An 18506-nucleotide genomic window follows, 5' to 3' on the forward strand; every position below is an offset into this window, starting at 1 on the left:
GGGAGCGAGCTTGCTCGCGAAGGCGGTGTGTCAGTCAGCAATCATGTTGAATGTTAAATCGCATTCGCGAGCAAGCTCGCTCCCACAGGGGCTTGGGCGAATTGTCAGATCGTGGCGAGAGCGCGCAATCGCATGGCATCAAGGATTTCGATCTCTCCATACCCGAGTCCGATAATCCCCTGCCCCTGCAAATCCTTGAGGATCTGGTTGGTGGTCTGCCGCGACAGCGACAGCATCGATGCCAACTGCTCCTGCGGCAGTTGCAGAACGCGGCGTGGCGCATCGAGCTCGCCGTAGCCTTCGGCGATCATCAGCAAGCGATGAGCCAGACGCGCCGGCGCTGGCAGCAGGCTCAGTTGTTCGAGGTTGATAAAGGTCAGGCGCAGTTTATGGCTCATCAGCAGCGCCAGATGCCGCCAGTACACTGGATTTTCATCAAGCAACTTCAACAGCGTCGCCTGAGGAATGTTGAGCAAGGTGCACGGCCCGACAGCGTAGGCGTCATGCGTACGCGGCTGACCATCGAACAGGCAGATTTCACCAAACCAGTGCGGCGCCTCGACCAGACTCAACAACGCCTCTTTGCCTTGCTCGCTGACCGCACCGATGCGCACCGCGCCATCGAGCACCGCATACAAGCCGCACGGCGCATCACCGCGCTGGAACAAACGCTGTCCCGCCGTCAGCCGCCGCTCGCGGGCCGCCGCCAGCAGACTATCCTGAAAGGACGCAGGCAGATGACTGAACCACTGGCCGCTCATCAACCGTGAACGTATTTGCATAAACACTCCTGGACTGTCGCCTGCCTGACAGAGCGAACCCTGATCCCGAGGGATGATGCGATCAACCCTACCGGAGGAACAACAATGAAAAGCCTCGTCGACCATCTCAGTCAATACGCCGCCTACCACCGCGATCCGCGCAACATCGCCAGCCACTTTATCGGCATTCCGCTGATAGTGGTGGCCGTGGCGGTGTTGTTGTCGCGGCCGGAATGGTCGCTGGGCGGGTTGTGGATATCTCCAGCGGTTATCGTGGCTTTGGCCTCGGCGTGGTTTTATCTGCGCCTGGAAATGAAGCTCGGGGTGTTGATGACGGTGCTGATGGGTCTGTCGGTCTGGGCCGGGCATGTATTGGCGCAGCAAAGCACGATGGTCTGGCTGAGCAGCGGGCTGGCGATGTTTGTCGTTGGCTGGGTGATCCAGTTTGTCGGGCATCACTATGAAGGGCGCAAACCGGCGTTTGTCGATGATGTGTCGGGGCTGATTGTCGGGCCGTTGTTTGTCGTGGCCGAGTTGGCGTTCATGCTCGGGATGCGGCGTGAATTGAAGGAGCAGATCGAGGCGCGGGCGGGGGTGGTGCGGGTTAATCCGAAGCGTGCTGCAATCTAGACTTTATGCCCGCTCGTTCCCACGCCTTGCGTGGGAACGCCGCCATGGACGCTCCGCGTCCACTGTGACGCGGAGCGTCACGGGATGCATTCCCACGCAGAGCGTGGGAACGATCAGTCTTAGAGGCTGGCGACTTTCTGCCAGACCTTCGGCTTGAAGAACAGGGTTTCACCCTTGGCCAAGCCGATCAGGCTGTCGTGGTCTTTCACCACTTCGGCCTCGATCAGATCCGTCTGCCCCTCAACCTTCAACGTCACTCGCGTAGTCGCGCCCAACGGCCGGATATCACGCACCTCTGCCGCGTGGTGATCCTCCAGCTCATGCTTGGACAGCGACACCTCATGCGGGCGGAACAGCACGTGGTTGTCGTCGCTCAACAGCAAGCGGTTCGAGTCGCCGAGGAAGTGATAAACGAAATCGCTGGCCGGGTTTTCGTAGACGTCGCCCGGTGAGCCGATCTGCTCGATCACGCCTTTGTTCATCACCACGATACGGTCGGCCACTTCCATCGCTTCTTCCTGATCGTGGGTCACGAACACCGAGGTCAGGTTGATATCTTCGTGCAGACGCGCCAGCCAGCGGCGCAGTTCTTTACGCACCTTGGCATCCAGGGCCCCAAACGGTTCGTCGAGCAGCAGTACTTTCGGCTCGACCGCCAAGGCGCGTGCCAGAGCAATCCGCTGACGCTGACCGCCGGACAACTGCTCCGGATAACGATCCGACAACCAATCCAGCTGCACCATGTTCAGCAACTCATGAACCTTGACCGCAATCTGGCTTTCGCTCGGGCGCTGGTTTTTCGGTTTCATGCGCAGGCCGAACGCGACGTTGTCGAACACGGTCATGTGGCGGAACAACGCGTAGTGCTGGAACACGAAACCGACATTGCGATCACGCACGTCGTGGCCGGAGACGTCTTCACCGTGGAAGACGATGTTGCCGTTATCCGGGGTTTCCAGGCCGGCGATAATCCGCAGCAGGGTGGTCTTGCCGCAGCCCGAGGGGCCGAGCAGCGCGACCAGTTCGCCGCTGTGGATATCCAGGCTGATGTTGTCCAGCGCCTTGAACGCATTGAAATTCTTGCTGACGTTACGCACTTCGATCGACATGAATTATTCCTCCGCGGCGCTGGCGCGCAGGCGGTTGATACGGTTTTCGCTCCACTGCTTGAGCAGCAGGATGAAGAGCGCCAGGATCAGCAACAGGCTCGCCACGGCGAACGCGGCCACGTGGTTGTATTCGTTGTAGAGGATCTCGACGTGCAGCGGCAAGGTGTTGGTCACCCCGCGAATGTGCCCGGAGACCACCGACACCGCACCGAATTCACCCATGGCCCGCGCGGTACACAGCACCACGCCATAGATCAGGCCCCACTTGATGTTCGGCACGGTGACATGCCAGAACATCTGCCAGCCGTTGGCGCCGAGCAGGCGCGCGGCCTCCTCTTCCTGCGTGCCTTGTTCCTGCATCAACGGAATCAGCTCACGGGCCACGAACGGCACGGTGACGAAGATCGTCGCCAGCACGATGCCCGGCAGGGCGAAGACGATCTGGATGTCGTGATCCTGCAGCCACGGCCCGAACAAGCCTTGTGCGCCGAACATCAGCACGTAGACCAGACCGGCGATCACCGGCGACACCGAGAACGGAAGGTCGATCAGCGTCACCAGCATGCTCTTGCCGCGGAACGAGTATTTACTCACGCACCACGCGGCGCTGACGCCGAACACCAGGTTCAACGGCACCGAAATCAGCACGGCGAACACGGTGAGTTTCAATGCCGACAGAGCATCCGGTTCAAAGATCGCGGTGAAGAATGCACCGAGGCCATTCTTCAAACCCTGCGATACGACGATAAACAACGGCAGCAGCAGAAACAGGAAAAAAACCAGCCAGCCAAGGCCGATCAGGACCCTGCGCGAAGTGGCGCTGCCACGGCGTGCCGCATTGGCCGAAGAGGCGGCCGCAATAGACGATTGGGACATGGTTCGCGCCTCCTTATGGGGTTTCGATGCGCCGCTGCAGCAAGTTGATCAGCAGCAACAGGACGAAGGAAACCACCAGCATCAAAACGCCGATGGCGGTAGCGCCGGTGTAATCGTATTGGTCGAGTTTGACCATGATCAGCAGCGGCAGGATCTCCGTTTTCATCGGCATGTTGCCGGCGATGAAAATCACCGAACCGTACTCGCCGACGCCACGGGCGAAGGCCAGGGCAAAACCGGTCAGCCAAGCGGGCAACAATGCGGGAACGAGGATGTGGCGGAACACCTGCAAGGGTTTAGCACCTAGGCACGCGGCGGCTTCCTCGACTTCACGGGGAATGTCGGCCAGCACCGGCTGCACGGTACGCACCACAAACGGCAGAGTGACGAAGGTCAGCGCCAACGTGATACCCAGCGGGGTATAGGCAATCTTGAAACCGAGGTCAGCGGCGAATTGCCCGACCAGACCGGCCGGCGCATACAGCGCGGTCAGCGCGATACCGGCCACCGCTGTCGGTAGGGCGAACGGCAGATCGATCATCGCGTCGATCACCTTGCGCCCCGGGAAGGTGTAGCGCACCAGCACCCAAGCGAGCAGCGTGCCAATGATGCCGTTGATGATCGCGGCACACAGCGCGGTGCCGAAGCTCAGCTTCAGGGCGGCCAGCACGCGCGGTGCGGAGATGATCGTCCAGAACTGATCCCAGGTGAGTTGCGCGGCGTGGACGAACATCGCCGCCAGCGGGATAAGCACAATCAGACTGAGGTACACCAAGGTGTAGCCCAGCGTCAGCCCGAAGCCGGGTATGACGGGGGAGATACGACGCGACATAAAAGTCCTTGGTTAAAAAGCGATCCGCTGAACGCACCCATGTGGGAGCGAGCTTGCTCGCGAAGAAGGAGTATCAGCCAACTCCACGTCGTCTGACACTGCGCTTTCGCGAGCAAGCTCGCTCCCACATTTTCTGCGCCTGGCTAAAGGCTTGATGTGTGGCTGAAGTCAGATTACTGCGCCTGATAAATCTGGTCGAACACGCCACCGTCGTTGAAGAATTTCGGCTGCGCGGTTTTCCAGCCGCCGAAGTCCTTGTCGATGGTCACCAGTTCCAGTTTCGGGAACTGCTGAGCGTACTTGGCAGCCACGTCCTTATCACGCGGACGGTAGAAGTTCTTCGCGGCAATTTCCTGACCGGCCGGGCTGTACAGGTGCTTCAGGTAGGCTTCGGCGATCTGCTCGTTGCCTTTTTTCTCGGCGTTCTTGTCGACCACGGCAACCGGCGGCTCGGCGAGGATCGACAGCGAAGGCACGACGATGTCGAACTTGTCGGCGCCGCCATCTTCTTTCAGTGCCAGGAACGCTTCGTTTTCCCAGGCCAGCAACACGTCACCCTGACCGTTGTTGACGAAGGTAATGGTCGAACCGCGTGCACCGGTGTCGAGAATCGGCACGTGCTTGAACAGGGTCTGCACATATTCTTTGGCTTTGGCTTCGTCACCGCCGTTGGCTTTCAGGCCGTAGGCCCATGCGGCGAGGAAGTTCCAGCGCGCACCGCCGGAGGTTTTCGGGTTCGGGGTGATCACCGAGACGTCGTTCTTGACCAGATCGCCCCAGTCCTTGATGCCTTTCGGGTTGCCCTTGCGCACCAGGAAGACGATGGTCGAGGTGTACGGCGTGCTCGCTTCCGGCAGACGCTTCTGCCAGTCGGCGGGCAGGGTCTTGCCGAGTTTGGCGATTTCGTCGATGTCGCCGGCCAGCGCCAGGGTCACTACGTCGGCACGCAGACCGTCGATCACCGCACGGCCCTGCTTGCCCGAACCGCCGTGGGATTGCTGGATTTTCACGGTGTCGCCGGCGTGATCTTTCTGCCAGAACTTGATGAATTCAGCGTTGTAGTCCTGATACAGCTCGCGCGTCGGGTCATACGACACGTTGAGCAGCTCGTAATCCTTGGCAACGGCGGAACCGGCAAACACAGCACTGGCCAGGGCGGCCAAAGCGTAACGGCGAATCGACGACATGGTGAAAGCTCCTGGAATTCTGGGTGGTGGCTTTTTCTTATGTATTTCGGGAATCGTGTTGTCGGTTCAAAGATCGCAGCCTTCGACAGCTCCTACGCACAGCCCCCTGCAGGAGCTGCCGCAGGCTGCGATCTTTTAGCCCGGTTGTTTGCCCGGTTGCTGCAAACGGAATTTCTCTTTGCGTTCGATCTGCACGACCTGGGCGTTGTGCACAGTGATCTCCACCGCGCCGAAACGCAGATCGCGCAGAGCGCTCTGGATTTCACGCAAGATGGTGGTTTCGTCCTGACCGTCAACGCTGCGAAGGGATGCGCTCATGGTGCTGCTCCTTTGAATGGGATTTGCCTGGCAGTGGGCGGCACTGCGTTCGGCGTGGGAGCAATATAAGAGAGGCGCAGATATTCTTAAAAAGACTATTTAAGAATGTTTATATAACTGAAAAAACTGATCGTTCCCACGCGCAGCAAAGGAATGCAGCCAGCGGCGCTCTGCGCCGCGATTTTGGGCCGACGCAGAGCGCCCCTTTGCTGAGCGCAGGAACAAGTTTGCCCCTGTCTTAGCTAACCACCGGAGTTCTCGCCCAATCAATCTCCTGCGCCGGAGTCGGTCGCCCAAACCAGTAGCCCTGCCCCAGATCACATTCCTGCTCAAGCAGAAACGCCGCCTGCTCAACCTGCTCGATGCCCTCGGCATGCACCTGCATGCCCATGCTTCGGGCCAGCGCGATGATCACCCGGACAATCGCCACGTCATCCTCATCCCACGGCAACCCGGCAACGAAACCCTGATCGATCTTCAGCTTCTGCACCGGCAAGCGCTTGAGCCGCAGCAGTGACGAGTAACCCGTGCCGAAATCATCGATGGCCAGGCGAATACCCAATTCGCGCAAACGGTGCATCTGCTCCAGCGCCACTTCCGGATCATCCATCACTGCACTTTCAGTGACTTCCAGCTCCAGATATGCCGGATCCAGTCCGGTGTCGTGCAGCACCTGCGCCACCTGCTGGTACAACTCGCGCCGGGCAAACAGGCGCGACGAGACATTCACTGCGACAAACGACAACACCACTCCGGCCTGCCGCCATTGGCACATTTGCCGACACGCCTGCTGCATGACCCAGGCGTCGATTTCAGCGATCAAACCGGTGCGTTCGGCAATCGGAATGAACTCCGCAGGCGAGACCAGACCGCGTTGCGGATGCTGCCAGCGCACCAACGCTTCAACGCCAATCAAGCGACTGGTTTTCAAGTCATGCACCGGTTGGTAATAAACCCGCAGTTCCTGCTGCTCCAGCGCCCGGCGCAACTCGAATGCGATCTCCACACGTTGCTGGGCGTGGGCGGTGAGTTCTTCGGTATACAAGGCATAACCGTTGCGGCCGCTGCTCTTGGCCTTGAACAGCGCCGCATCGGCATTGCGCAACAGTTGCTCGGCGCTTAGCGCGTCGCTGGGGAACAGGCTGATGCCGAGGCTGGCGTTGATGAACAACTGATTGCCATCAATGCTGAACGGCTCCTTCAGCGCATCGAGAATCCGTTGCGCCAGCGCCGCTGCCTGCACCGGCTGTGGACAACTCTCTGCCAACACCGCGAACTCGTCGCCACCCAGGCGTGCCAGGGTAATACCGGGGCCAAACAGTTCTTGCAGGCGCGCCGCGACTGCCTTGAGCAAGCGATCGCCGACGTTATGGCCAAGGCTGTCGTTGATCATTTTGAAATGATCGAGATCGAGCATCAGTAACGCGCAGCCGCGCTTGTGGATCTGCGCCGAAGCCAGCGCCTGTTCGGCGCGGTCGCTGAACAGCAGGCGATTGGGCAGATCGGTCAGCGGATCGTGGTGCGCCAGGTGTTTGAGTTCATGCTCGGAATCCTTGATGGCGCTGATATCGGAAAACACCGCAACGTAATGGCTGAGCCGGCCCTGATCATCGTGAATGACCCGGATGGTTTGCCACTGTGGATAAATCTCGCCGCTTTTACGCCGGTTCCAGATCTCGCCACTCCACTCGCCCTGCGACTCCAGGGTGGCGAACATCGCTTGGTAGAAACCCGGCGGATGATGGCCGGACTTGAACAGGCTCGGCTGCTGCCCGAGGACTTCTTCACGCTGATAACCGGTGATCTCGATAAACGCCCGATTGACGTGCACGATCAGCCCTTGGTGGTTGGTGACCAACACCCCTTCGCGGGTGCAATCGAAAACGGCCGCCGCTTGACGCAGGCGTTCGCGATCAGCGTGGCGCTCGCGCAACCGCGCACCGATGCCGAGAAACTCGCACAAGCGCGCCCGCGCCAGAAAGATCAGCCCGGCGCTGAGCGCCGCAAACACGTAACCGTTGATCAGTTGCCATCGGGCAAGATCGACGGAGTTATCGAAGAAATTGTTTAATAAATGATCAGTTCCCTGCAGCCAGACAACCGCAAGTACGAGATAGAGCAGCGCTGCACGCAAAGCATCGCGGTAAGTGGCACGCATTCGGCTGTCCATGTCCCTACAAAAAGGTTGGAATTATAGGTCAAGAAACATCCAGCGACTCTTATCTGAAAGGGCGACTGGTTTTATCTGTGTGCTTGGTGATAATGCAACGGCTGTTTTTATCTTTATCGAGGGCCCTATAGCCTATGTGGTACGAAGGTTTTCTTGGCTTGTCGGCCTGGTCTCTGGTCGCAGTCACCCTGCTGATGACCCACGTGACAATTGTCGCCGTCACGGTCTATCTGCACCGCTACTCGGCCCATCGCTCGCTGGAGCTGAATGCCGGCCTGAAGCACTTTTTCCGTTTCTGGCTGTGGCTGACCACGGCGCAGAACACCCGCGAGTGGACCGCCATCCACCGTAAGCATCACGCCAAGTGCGAAACCGAAGATGACCCGCACAGTCCGGTCATCAAAGGCCTTTCCACCGTGCTGCGCACCGGCGCAGAGCTGTATCGTGCCGAAGCGCAGAACCCGGAAACCCTGCGCATCTACGGCAAGAACTGCCCCGAAGACTGGATCGAACGCAACGTCTACAGCCGCTACCCGCTGCTGGGCGTGGCGATCATGGGCGTTATCGACCTCCTGCTGTTCGGCACCATCGGTATCACCATCTGGGCGATCCAGATGATGTGGATCCCGGTGTGGGCCGCTGGCGTGATCAATGGCCTGGGCCATGCCGTCGGCTATCGCAACTTCGAATGCCGCGACGCGGCGACCAATCTGGTGCCTTGGGGCATCCTGATCGGCGGTGAAGAACTGCACAACAACCACCACACCTACCCTAACTCGGCCAAGCTGTCGGTGAAAAAGTGGGAGTTCGACCTCGGCTGGGCATGGATCAAAGTCTTCTGCTTCCTGCGTCTGGCCAAGGTCCAGCGTGTCGCGCCAATTGCCCACCGTGTCGAAGGCAAGGGCAATCTGGACATGGACACCGCGATGGCCATCCTCAACAACCGCTTCCAGATCATGGCCCAGTACCGCAAGCTGGTAATCGGCCCGCTGGTCAAGCAAGAGCTGGCCAAGGTCGATCATTCGGTGCGTCACCAGTTCCACCGTGCCAAACGCCTGCTGTCGCGGGAAACCAGCCTGCTGGAAGATCGTCATCACTTGCGCATCCAGACCATGCTCGAGCACAGCCAGGCACTGAAGGTAATTTACGAAAAACGCCTGGCCCTGCAGCAGATCTGGGTCAAGACCAGTGCAAATGGCCACGACATGCTCGCGGCCATCAAAGAGTGGATTCACGAGGCAGAAGCCAGCGGCATCCAGTCCCTGCGCGAATTTGCTGATCAGTTGAAAACCTACTCGTTGCGTCCTGCAGCGGTCTGAGACCGTTGATCGGTGCACCCGGCTCCCGGGTGCACCCTTCGGAACTTCGCCAAAAATCGCCTATCTCAAAGACACTTCGCCATCCCGGCGGGCTGTACTGTGGCCGTTGTCGAATTGCGGCACGTCCTTTGAGATCTGTGCCGATGGTCAACAACAATCAAAAAGACTCATCCTTCCCGCAGTGGCCCGAAGCCGCGCAAACCCTCATGGCGTTGATGCACGCCCAAGGTGAAGTCGCTCGACTGAGCGAACGCGAGCAGCTGTTCAGCTCCTTGCTGGTCAGCGTCAACGCCGTGCTCTGGGCCTTCAACTGGGAAACCCGGCAGGTGCTGTACGTCAGCCCCGCCTATGAACGGATTTTCGGCCGTTCCGCCGGCCTGCTGCTCGCCGACTACAACCAGTGGCGCGACAGCATCTACCCCGACGATCTCGACTACGCCGAACGCAGCCTCGCCGAAGTCCTGCACAAAGGCGCGGTGGAAGATCGCGAATACCGGATCATCGCCGCCGACGGCCAGGTGCGCTGGCTCAGCGACAAATGCTTCATCAACCGTCAGGACGAACCCGGTCAGCCGGTGATCATCGTCGGCATCGCCGAAGACATTACTGACAAGAAGCAGATGGAAACCGAGCTGCACCGTTTGGCGACTACCGATGTGCTGACGCAAAGCAGCAATCGCCGGCACTTCTTCGAGTGCGCCAATCGCGAGTTCGAAGTAGCGCGGGTGCAGGGCGCGCAAATGGCCTTTCTGCTGCTGGATATCGATGACTTCAAAATGATCAATGACACCTACGGTCATCCCGAAGGCGACAACGTGTTGCAGCGGATTGCCGAGTGCGGGCGCGGGTCATTACGTCGAGGAGATCTGTTCGGGCGGATTGGCGGCGAAGAGTTTGCAGCGGTATTTCCCGGTTGTGCGCCGGACATGGCCATGCAAGTGGCGGAACGGCTGCAGCAGGAGATTCAACGGTTGAGTTTCAGCCATGATGGCCAGACGTTCGGTATCACCGTCAGCCAGGGGTTGACCAGTCTGACCGAGACCGACGACAGCCTCGACAGCCTGTTCGCCCGCGCGGATGCGGCGATGTATGAGGCCAAGCGACAGGGCAAGAACCGCATCATTTCTGCCTGACCCGTATCTCAGCTACACAGAGATCCATTGTAGGAGTGAGCCTGCTCGCGATAGCGGAGTGTCAAACGAACCGTTGGTGTCTGACACTCAGCATCGCGAGCAGGCTCACTCCTACAGGGGTTTGCGTAAGTCAGGTTATTTGCGCATCCGCATCAATTCCGGCAAGCCAATCTTCAGCAACCGCGCCGTGCGACTCTTCGCCAGTTCCTCAACGCCTTCATGCTCGGTCAGATGCGCCATCTGCGCTGCCATGTTCATCACCAACGCCTCACGGGAATACACCCCGCCACCGAGTTGGTAGACCGACGCAATCAGCTCCCGCAATTCCAGCGGCAGGCGCCATCGGGTACGCAACGCCGAACCATAAGCCGCACCAAACTCGGCCAGCGCGTCGCCCACCTCCTCCCACTCATCCAGCTCTCCACCGGCCTGTTTCCACTCCTGCAGACAACGCAACAACGCCAGATCACCCAGGCGATGCAGCATGCCCGCGCAGTAACAGCGTTCCTGATCGAGATCGAGCAGCCGCGCGAGGGTGCGCGCATATTCAGCGGTGTGCAGCGACAACCCCCAGTAACGTTCAGCATAGTCCGCCAAACATGGATCGCTGAGCCTGGCGCTACGCTTGAGTGCCAGCCCCAGAATCAGGTTCATGCTCTGCCCGGTGCCCAGCCGATGCAGGGCCTGCGCCAGTGTCTGCACCGGCGCGCCATGGTGCTGCGCCGCGCTGTTGGCCGCAGCGATCAGCACCGCCGTGATTTGTGGGTCGGTCTTGATCTCATCTTCCAACAGCTTCAGATCGAGGCCATTGGGATTGAGGCTGCGCTTCACCGCCACCTGCACATCGGTCATCAACGGCGCACCGTCAGCCTGCTCACGACGTCGCTCGAGAAACACCGACAAGGTCATGCCCGGCGCCAATGCCGGTACTTCACAGAAAACCTCTTCACCGGCATTCAGCAGCAAGCCCTGCAAACGCTCGGTCAGGCTTTCCATGTTCAGTGGTTTGGTCAGATAGGCCGTTGGTGCCAACGGAAGCGCTTCGCGCACACTGGCGCTGTCGTTGCGGCTGCTCATCAGGATGAACGGCAGCGGCGGATTGCGTTTGCGCTGGCGCACGCTGCGCAGCACGCTCAAACCATCGATGCCGGGCAACTCCCAATCAACGATCGCCAGGTCATACGGCACTTCACTGAGCAATGACAGGGCTTGCTGCCCGTCGGCGCACAAGTCTATCCGCGCATCGCAACGCACGTTCAGGAGCACTTGTTTGAGCAGGTCCCGGGACCACGGATCAGCCTCGGCAATCAGCACTCGGGGTACGGCGGGTAAATCAACGGCAGTCATGCGCGCTCTCCCTTGCAATGCCTGAACCTTAGCCAATGCTGGCCATTCGATACAGCGCTAAAGCAATTGATATGTTCACAGGGCGAAAAAAAACCCGCCGAAGCGGGTTTTTTTGTCTATCCGATCACACAGTGCGCGGCTTACAGCTCCGAGAAGCACTCTTCGATGATCGCCAGACCTTTGTCCAGTTGCTCGTCCGGCGAGGTCAGCGGTACGAGGACGCGCAGAACGTTGCCGTAGGTGCCGCAGGACAGCAGGATCAGGCCCTTGTCGCGCGCCTTGGCCACAACGGACGCTACAGCGGCGGCGTTCGGCTTGTGGCTGTCGCCGTTTTCGAACAGCTCGACCGCAATCATCGCGCCCAGCGCACGGACTTCGCCGATCACCGGATACTTGGCCTGGATAGCTTTCAGGCCAGTAACCAGACGCTCGCCGACAGCCTTGCAGCGGTCCAACAGTTGTTCTTCTTCGAACACTTCCATCACCGCCAGCGCAGCGGCGCAAGCGATCGGGCTACCGGCGTAAGTGCCGCCCAGGCCACCCGGGGCGATGGCGTCCATGTATTCGGCCTTGCCGCACACACCGGCCAGCGGGAAGCCGCCTGCGATGGATTTGGCGAAAGTGGTCAGGTCGGCAGCAACGCCCATCTGCTCCATGGCGAAGAAGGTGCCGGTACGGCCAGCGCCAGTCTGTACTTCGTCAGCAATCAGCAGGATGCCGTGCTGGTCGCACAGGGCACGCAGACGCTTCATGAACTCTTTCGGCGCAACGTAGAAACCACCTTCACCCTGCACAGGTTCGATGATGATCGCGGCGATGTCTTTCGGCTCAGCGTCGTTCTTGAAGATGCGTTCGATGGAAGCGATCGAATCATCGATGCTCACGCCGTGCAGTTCGTTCGGGTACAGCGCGCGGAAGATGCCGCCTGGCATCAGGCCCATGCCGGCCGAGTACGGCACGACTTTACCGGTCAGGCCCAGGGTCATCATGGTGCGACCGTGGTAAGCGCCGGTGAAGGCGATCACGCCAGCGCGGCCAGTGGCGGCACGGGCGATTTTCACGGCGTTTTCAACGGCTTCGGAACCGGTGGTGACCAGCAGGGTTTTCTTGGCGAAATCACCTGGCACCTTGGCGTTGATTTTCTCGCACAGCTCAACGTACGGCTCGTAAGCCAGTACCTGGAAGCAAGTGTGAGTCAGCTTGTTCAGCTGTTCGGTCACGGCGGCGATGATTTTTGGGTGCACGTGGCCGGTGTTCAGTACCGCGATACCGCCGGCGAAGTCGATGAATTCACGACCTTCAACGTCAGTCACGGTGGCGTTCTTCGCCGATTCAGCGAAGATCGGGTGAATCTGGCCGACACCACGTGGAACAGCTGCGGTACGACGGGCCATCAGTTCAGCGTTAGTCTTGCTCATTACAGTCCTCATTCGCCGCTCATCGGGCGGCGTGGTTCAAGGATTAGCGGGAGAAATCGACGGTGGCAGCATGCGATGATCGACTGCCACGGCGTTCCTGGCCGCAGAGAAAATTCCGGTTTGAAACGACGCAAAGGGACAGCGCTCTCGTGCCCTTTGCGTTTGCAGCGGTCTCTTACAGGGCTTAGATGCCCAGGCAGAGGTATTTGATTTCCAGGTAATCTTCGATGCCGTACTTGGAGCCTTCACGGCCCAGGCCCGAGGCCTTGATGCCGCCGAACGGCGCGACTTCGTTGGAGATCAGCCCGGTGTTGACGCCAACCATGCCGTATTCCAGCGCTTCCGCGACGCGGAACACACGACCGAGGTCGCGAGCGTAGAAGTAGGAGGCCAGGCCGAACTCGGTGTCGTTGGACATCGCGATCACTTCGGCTTCATCTTTGAAGCGGAACAGCGGCGCCAGTGGACCGAAGGTTTCTTCCTTGGCCACAGCGGCGTTTTTCGGCACGTTGGTGAGGATGGTCGGCTCGAAGAAGTTACCTTCCATCGCCTTGCCGCCAGCCAGCACGGTGGCGCCTTTGGCTACGGCGTCAGCAATGTGTTCTTGCACCTTGGCCACGGCTTTTTCGTCAATCAGCGGACCCGTGGTGGTGCCGTCTTCCAGACCATTGCCGATCTTCAGTTTCGCCACCGCCACTTTCAGCTTCTCGGCGAACGCGTCGTAGACCGAATCCTGAATGTACAGACGGTTGGCGCAGACGCAGGTCTGGCCGTTGTTGCGGTACTTGGAAATGATCGCGCCTTCGACGGCCTTATCCAGGTCCGCGTCGTCGAACACGATGAACGGCGCGTTGCCGCCCAGTTCCAGCGAGACTTTCTTGATGTCCTTGGCGCATTCCGACATCAGCTGACGACCGATTTCGGTCGAACCGGTGAAGGACAATTTACGCACGATCGGGTTGCTGGTCAGCTCGCTGCCGATGTCGCCAGCGCTGCCGGAGACCACGCTGAACACGCCCGCAGGAATACCCGCGCGCTGGGCCAGTTCGGCCAACGCGAAAGCGGAAAATGGAGTTTGCGAAGCAGGCTTGAGCACCATGGTGCAACCGGCAGCCAGTGCTGGACCGGCCTTACGGGTGATCATCGCCGCCGGGAAGTTCCACGGGGTGATCGCGGCGGTCACGCCGATTGGCTGCTTGATCACGATCAGGCGTTTGTCTGGCTGGTGGCCCGGAATCACGTCACCGTAGATGCGCTTGGCTTCTTCGGCGAACCACTCGATGAACGAAGCGGCGTAAACGATTTCGCCCTTGGCTTCGGCCAGCGGCTTGCCCTGTTCGAGGGTCATCAGGCGTGCGAGGTCGTCCTGGTTCTCGATCATCAGTTCGAACCAGCGACGCAGCTTGCCGGCACGCTCTTTGGCGGTCAGGGCACGCCAGGCCGGCAGCGCCTTGTCAGCAGCTTCGATGGCACGGCGGGTTTCGGCAGCGCCCATTTTTGGCACGGTACCGAGGATTTCGCCGGTGGCCGGGTTGTTGACCTTGATCGTCTGACCGTTGTCCGCATCGACCCAAGCGCCATCAATGAAGGCTTGCTGGCGGAACAACAGGGTATCTTTAAGCTGCATGTCGGCTTTCCTTAACAGCACCGCGGCCTGCGCGGAGCAAATTATGATTGTAGAAAGGCGCCTCGCAAGGCTGCCGTCAGGGAAATCAGTGACCGGGCGTGGCGCATCAACCGTGCACGATTCGAAACACCGGCGCTTCAACGCCCGGTCAACGAGCGTTTGAAATCTCAAACGGATCGTAGGATCAAAGGGGGTAAAGGACAATAGGTCGTTCGAAAAAAAGAACAAAAACGCCGCGTTTGTGGAATTTTTCAGATCAACGAGCCAAAAGCCTCAGCCGCAGCAAAACCATAGAACAGTCCCACGAAAGCGCCAAGCGAGGGTTTTGCAGGACGTTACCGTTTTATGGAATGCAGCGATTTGCGCCGACACGTGCACTGACAATACCCGCTCAAACCCAGCATGGACGCCCCGAGCCGACCTAGGTATGATGTCGCCCGCTGCACCAGTAGCTCAGCTGGATAGAGTACTGCCCTCCGAAGGCAGGGGTCGTGGGTTCGAATCCCGCCTGGTGCACCATTGATTTAAACGAGAAAGCCCCGGACTGTGATGGTCCGGGGCTTTTTTGTGGGTGAAGTAAATGGACCGGAACGACGTTACTCCGTCGTCCAGTCGAACTCGTCGTAATCATCGTCATCGTCATCCTCTTCCTCCTCAACCTCTTCAAAAGCGTCGTCTTCATCAACGACATCCTCTTCCGGCTGATTCAGCAGAAATTCCTTACGCGTCTCGGTAATCGCTCGCCGCATCTCTTCGCCCTTCTCCGGGCAGTTGAGCAGTTGGGCGATGCGGTCAATTTTTGCTGCCACGTTGTCCTCCAGCGTATCGGCAATGCCCCGATAGTGCGCGTTTTTGCGGGGCAATGCCAAATGGCTGAGGGGGCAGGCGGTCATTTTTTCTGCAGCTGTTGGAGTCGGGCGTCGAGATCGGCGTTCGGGTAGCGTTTGTGCAGGTTGTTGAACAGGCTGTCGGCGGCTTGCGATTGGCCGGATTCGCGTAGGCGCAGGACTTCACGCAGTTGTGCGTCGAGGCCGTTGGCCGGGGCGGTGGCGCGTTTGCTGAATTTGGCTTCATCGGCGCTGATGGCTTGATCTTGCATCGGCGCGGCCATTTCCATCATCGGCGCAGGTGCCGGCATGGCGCCGGCCGGAGCGGACAATCGGTGCAGTTGCGCTGAATCCGTGTCGGTCATCGGTACGGCAAGTTTGGGGGCTGGGGCGTAGTCGTAATGACGCAGCGGCTCAGGAGCGCGCTGTACCAGTGACAACATCAATGCCACGCCGACGAGGCTGGCGAATGCAACCTGCCAGCGTGGTTTGCGACATAAATCCGCCCAGCGTTGCCACAGGCTTGGTTTCGGCGCAGGGGTTTGACGCTGCGCAGCGTTGAGGATGAACGCATCAAGGTGCGCTGGCGGTTCGGCGTTGTGCTGTTCGCGCACATGTTTGATCAGCGGATCTTCCGGTGTCTGGCGGGCGTCAGTCATGTCAGTACCTCCTCGGCCAGCAGCCGACGCAGTTTTTGCTGGGCGTAGCGCAAGCGGCTTTTGACGGTTTCCAGCGGTGTTTCGGTGAGGCTGGCGATTTGTGCCAGGTCGAGGTCGCCGTGGGCGCGCAGCAAAAACACCTCGCGCTGGTCGGCAGGCAGGGTTTGCAGGGCGCTTTCCAGGCGCTGGCTGTCGCGACTGAGGCTGAGCAGCTGTTCGGGATCATTTGCCTCATCGCTGACCGCGTGATTTTGCTCGTCGTAGCTGTCGTGCAACGGTTGCCGGGCGCCGTGTTTGCGCCAGTGGTCGATCAGGCGATTACGGGCAATCTGGAACAACCACGTCCGAAATGTCGCCCGGCCTTGTGGCTGACTGCTACTGCGGATCAGGCTCAACCAGGTTTCCTGAAACACCTCATCGGCCAGTTCCGGTTTGCCGCTCAAACCGAGCAGAAACCGGTACAGGCCTTGGCGATGGCGCGCGTACAAGATCTCGAACGCGGCTCCGTCGCCCTCGCGATAACGCGCCAGCAGCGATTCATCGCTGCTGGTGGTTGAGCTGTCTGCCGAGGCAAACAGCTGACTGATGAAGCCTTTCAGACGACTCACTTATTCGATCCGTTGTTCAGTGGCCAACGCGTTCGATGCGGTTGAGCTGCGCAAGCTCTGCGCCAGTTCGACCAGTTGCACGAACTCGTTGCGCAGACCGAAGCGATCATCGCCGCGAGCGCCACGGGCCAATGCCTCGGTGTCCTTCAAGCTGAAGTCGCCGGTATAACGGCCGTCTTTGAGCTGCTGGGAGAACGCGGCCACGGCGGCGGCAAAACGCAGATCCTCGCTGGCAGTTGCAACCTGATTGGCGATGGGCCGTTCGATCAGCAGACTTTTCCCACCTTCGGCACGCTGATAACGCACACGCAGCATTGCTAATTCTCCGCTCTTTGCCGAAACAACAGCGTCGGATTTGCCGTAACGCAGCGGCTCCAGCCAGCCCTGCTCGCCCGCCGGAACAATTTCGTACAACGCGGTCACCGTGTGTCCTGCGCCGATTTCGCCGGCATCGACTTTGTCATTGCTGAAATCCTCACGCTTCAACGCACGGTTCTCGTAGCCGAGCAGGCGATATTCGCTGACCTGCGCCGGGTTGAATTCCACCTGCAATTTGACGTTTTGCGCCACCACGGCGAGGGTCGAGCTCAACTGATCCACCAATACTTTGCGTGCCTCGCGCAGATTGTCGATGTAGGCGTAGTTACCGTCGCCTGCGTCGGCCAGTTGTTCCATCAAGTGCTCATTGTAGTTATCCACACCGAAACCCAGGGTCGTCAGCGAAATCCCGGTTCTGCGTTTATCCACAGCCATTTGTTTGAGGCTGTCGAAGTCGCTGACGCCGACATTGAAGTCACCATCAGTGGCCAGGAGGATGCGGTTGATGCCTTTGGGGATGAAGGCCTGCTGCGCCATTTGGTAGGCCAGTTCGATACCCGAGGCGCCAGCGGTCGAGCCACCGGCGGTCAATTGCACGATGGCTGTACGAATTTTCGCTTTCTCGCGTCCGGAGGTCGGCTCCAGTACCACTCTCGATTCGCCGGCATACACCACTAACGAAACGCGATCCTGATCGCGTAACTGATCGACCAGCAATTTCAGCGTGCTTTTGACCATCGGCAGGCCTTCGCGGCGATCCATCGAGCCGGACACGTCGACCAGAAATACCAGATTGGCCGGGGCCAGTTCCGCCACGGCGCGGTCGGAGGCCTTGATGCCGATACGCAGCAAGCGCGTGTGCGGGTTCCACGGTGAAGCGGCCAGCTCGGTGGTCACGCCGAAGGGCGAGCCATCACTGGGCAGCGCGTAGTCGTAGGGGAAGTAATTGACCAGTTCCTCCAGCCGCACCGCACCTTCCGGTGGCAGTCGACCTTGATTGAGCAAGCGGCGGACGTTGGCATAAGCGCCCGTATCGACGTCGGCACTGAAAGTCGAAACCGGCGTCTCGGCGACGCTGTGGATCGGGTTATCGGCCAACGTCTGATACTGCTCGCGCTGCTCGTCGCGATAGCTCTGTGGATAACTTTCACTCAACGGCATCGGCGCGCTGCCCGCATTGGGCATCCTGTACAGCGCGCGTTTGGCCATTGAGCTGTCAGCCATCACGGCTTCCTGATGAACCAGCACCTCAGGCTGCGCCGGCGCTGGCACAGCAGCAGAATCGGGTGTGGACGAAGCACCGCAACCGGCGAGCGCCAGCAGCACACCAACCGCAACAGGACGCAAAAGAGAATGAGACATGGGGG

17 protein-coding genes and 1 tRNA gene are annotated in these 18506 nt (G+C 59.7%); 4 read left to right on the forward strand and 14 right to left on the reverse strand.

What is annotated here, in order from left to right:
* Window positions 1–104: 104 nt before the first annotated feature.
* Window positions 105–782: a Crp/Fnr family transcriptional regulator gene (locus tag AC1DVF_RS08830; protein WP_477782337.1), complete on the reverse strand. Its 678-nt coding sequence runs from the start codon at window positions 780–782 to the stop codon at window positions 105–107.
* An 84-nt stretch (window positions 783–866) separates the two neighbouring features.
* Here AC1DVF_RS08830 and AC1DVF_RS08835 point away from each other — a divergent pair, with 84 nt between their 5' ends.
* Complete coding sequence (locus AC1DVF_RS08835; RefSeq protein ID WP_460130504.1) at window positions 867–1391, forward strand: Mpo1 family 2-hydroxy fatty acid dioxygenase; 525 nt, start codon at window positions 867–869, stop codon at window positions 1389–1391.
* Window positions 1392–1510: 119 nt separating this feature from the next.
* Here the strand turns inward: AC1DVF_RS08835 and AC1DVF_RS08840 are convergent, their stop codons facing one another.
* The 6 genes from AC1DVF_RS08840 to dibA all read right to left on the reverse strand — a co-directional run bounded on the left by AC1DVF_RS08840 (window position 1511) and on the right by dibA (window position 7871).
* Window positions 1511–2500 (reverse strand): sulfate/molybdate ABC transporter ATP-binding protein, encoded by a 990-nt coding sequence (locus AC1DVF_RS08840; RefSeq protein ID WP_016987602.1) that lies wholly within the window; start codon window positions 2498–2500, stop codon window positions 1511–1513.
* Window positions 2501–2503: 3 nt separating this feature from the next.
* A complete protein-coding gene (gene cysW, locus AC1DVF_RS08845) occupies window positions 2504–3376 on the reverse strand; it encodes a sulfate ABC transporter permease subunit CysW (protein ID WP_108224225.1) in 873 nt (290 codons plus the stop codon).
* Window positions 3377–3389: 13 nt separating this feature from the next.
* Complete coding sequence (gene cysT / locus AC1DVF_RS08850) at window positions 3390–4208, reverse strand: sulfate ABC transporter permease subunit CysT (protein WP_038367238.1); 819 nt, start codon at window positions 4206–4208, stop codon at window positions 3390–3392.
* Window positions 4209–4381: 173 nt separating this feature from the next.
* On the reverse strand, window positions 4382–5395 hold the full coding sequence (locus AC1DVF_RS08855) for a sulfate ABC transporter substrate-binding protein (RefSeq protein WP_034151823.1): 1014 nt from the start codon (window positions 5393–5395) through the stop codon (window positions 4382–4384).
* A gap of 135 nt (window positions 5396–5530) precedes the next feature.
* Window positions 5531–5713, reverse strand: coding sequence for a sulfur starvation response protein OscA (gene oscA, locus AC1DVF_RS08860; RefSeq protein ID WP_034151822.1), 183 nt, complete (start codon window positions 5711–5713; stop codon window positions 5531–5533).
* Between the two features lie 238 nt (window positions 5714–5951).
* Complete coding sequence (gene dibA, locus AC1DVF_RS08865) at window positions 5952–7871, reverse strand: phosphodiesterase DibA (protein ID WP_477782338.1); 1920 nt, start codon at window positions 7869–7871, stop codon at window positions 5952–5954.
* Window positions 7872–8017: 146 nt separating this feature from the next.
* Here dibA and desA point away from each other — a divergent pair, with 146 nt between their 5' ends.
* Together desA and AC1DVF_RS08875 are read left to right on the forward strand one after the other, a co-directional pair.
* Complete coding sequence (desA, locus tag AC1DVF_RS08870; RefSeq protein WP_034151820.1) at window positions 8018–9202, forward strand: delta-9 fatty acid desaturase DesA; 1185 nt, start codon at window positions 8018–8020, stop codon at window positions 9200–9202.
* 143 nt (window positions 9203–9345) lie between these two features.
* Window positions 9346–10335, forward strand: a complete 990-nt coding sequence (locus tag AC1DVF_RS08875) for a GGDEF domain-containing protein (RefSeq protein WP_093440388.1) — start codon at window positions 9346–9348, stop codon at window positions 10333–10335.
* Between the two features lie 135 nt (window positions 10336–10470).
* On the opposite strand, the gene AC1DVF_RS08880 is transcribed toward AC1DVF_RS08875, so the two are convergent.
* The 3 genes from AC1DVF_RS08880 to gabD form a co-directional block, all read right to left on the reverse strand.
* Window positions 10471–11682, reverse strand: coding sequence for a response regulator (locus AC1DVF_RS08880; RefSeq protein WP_093440384.1), 1212 nt, complete (start codon window positions 11680–11682; stop codon window positions 10471–10473).
* A gap of 140 nt (window positions 11683–11822) precedes the next feature.
* Window positions 11823–13100 (reverse strand): 4-aminobutyrate--2-oxoglutarate transaminase, encoded by a 1278-nt coding sequence (gabT, locus tag AC1DVF_RS08885; RefSeq protein WP_007917687.1) that lies wholly within the window; start codon window positions 13098–13100, stop codon window positions 11823–11825.
* 184 nt (window positions 13101–13284) lie between these two features.
* On the reverse strand, window positions 13285–14727 hold the full coding sequence (gabD, locus tag AC1DVF_RS08890) for an NADP-dependent succinate-semialdehyde dehydrogenase (RefSeq protein WP_007917688.1): 1443 nt from the start codon (window positions 14725–14727) through the stop codon (window positions 13285–13287).
* Between the two features lie 442 nt (window positions 14728–15169).
* Here gabD and AC1DVF_RS08895 point away from each other — a divergent pair.
* Window positions 15170–15246 (forward strand) — tRNA-Arg (locus tag AC1DVF_RS08895).
* Between the two features lie 77 nt (window positions 15247–15323).
* On the opposite strand, the gene AC1DVF_RS08900 is transcribed toward AC1DVF_RS08895, so the two are convergent.
* The 4 genes from AC1DVF_RS08900 to AC1DVF_RS08915 are packed head-to-tail and all read right to left on the reverse strand — an operon-like array spanning window position 15324 to window position 18501.
* Window positions 15324–15596 (reverse strand): hypothetical protein, encoded by a 273-nt coding sequence (locus tag AC1DVF_RS08900; protein ID WP_477782352.1) that lies wholly within the window; start codon window positions 15594–15596, stop codon window positions 15324–15326.
* A gap of 20 nt (window positions 15597–15616) precedes the next feature.
* A complete protein-coding gene (locus tag AC1DVF_RS08905; protein WP_320336030.1) occupies window positions 15617–16213 on the reverse strand; it encodes a hypothetical protein in 597 nt (198 codons plus the stop codon).
* Window positions 16210–16791, reverse strand: coding sequence for an RNA polymerase sigma factor (locus AC1DVF_RS08910; RefSeq protein WP_477782353.1), 582 nt, complete (start codon window positions 16789–16791; stop codon window positions 16210–16212). Before AC1DVF_RS08910 ends, AC1DVF_RS08905 begins: the two co-directional genes overlap by 4 nt.
* Window positions 16792–16821: 30 nt before the next feature.
* A complete protein-coding gene (locus tag AC1DVF_RS08915; protein WP_477782339.1) occupies window positions 16822–18501 on the reverse strand; it encodes a vWA domain-containing protein in 1680 nt (559 codons plus the stop codon).
* Window positions 18502–18506 lie beyond the last annotated feature (5 nt).

The sequence above is a fragment of the Pseudomonas sp. P4_D7 genome (assembly GCF_056401755.1).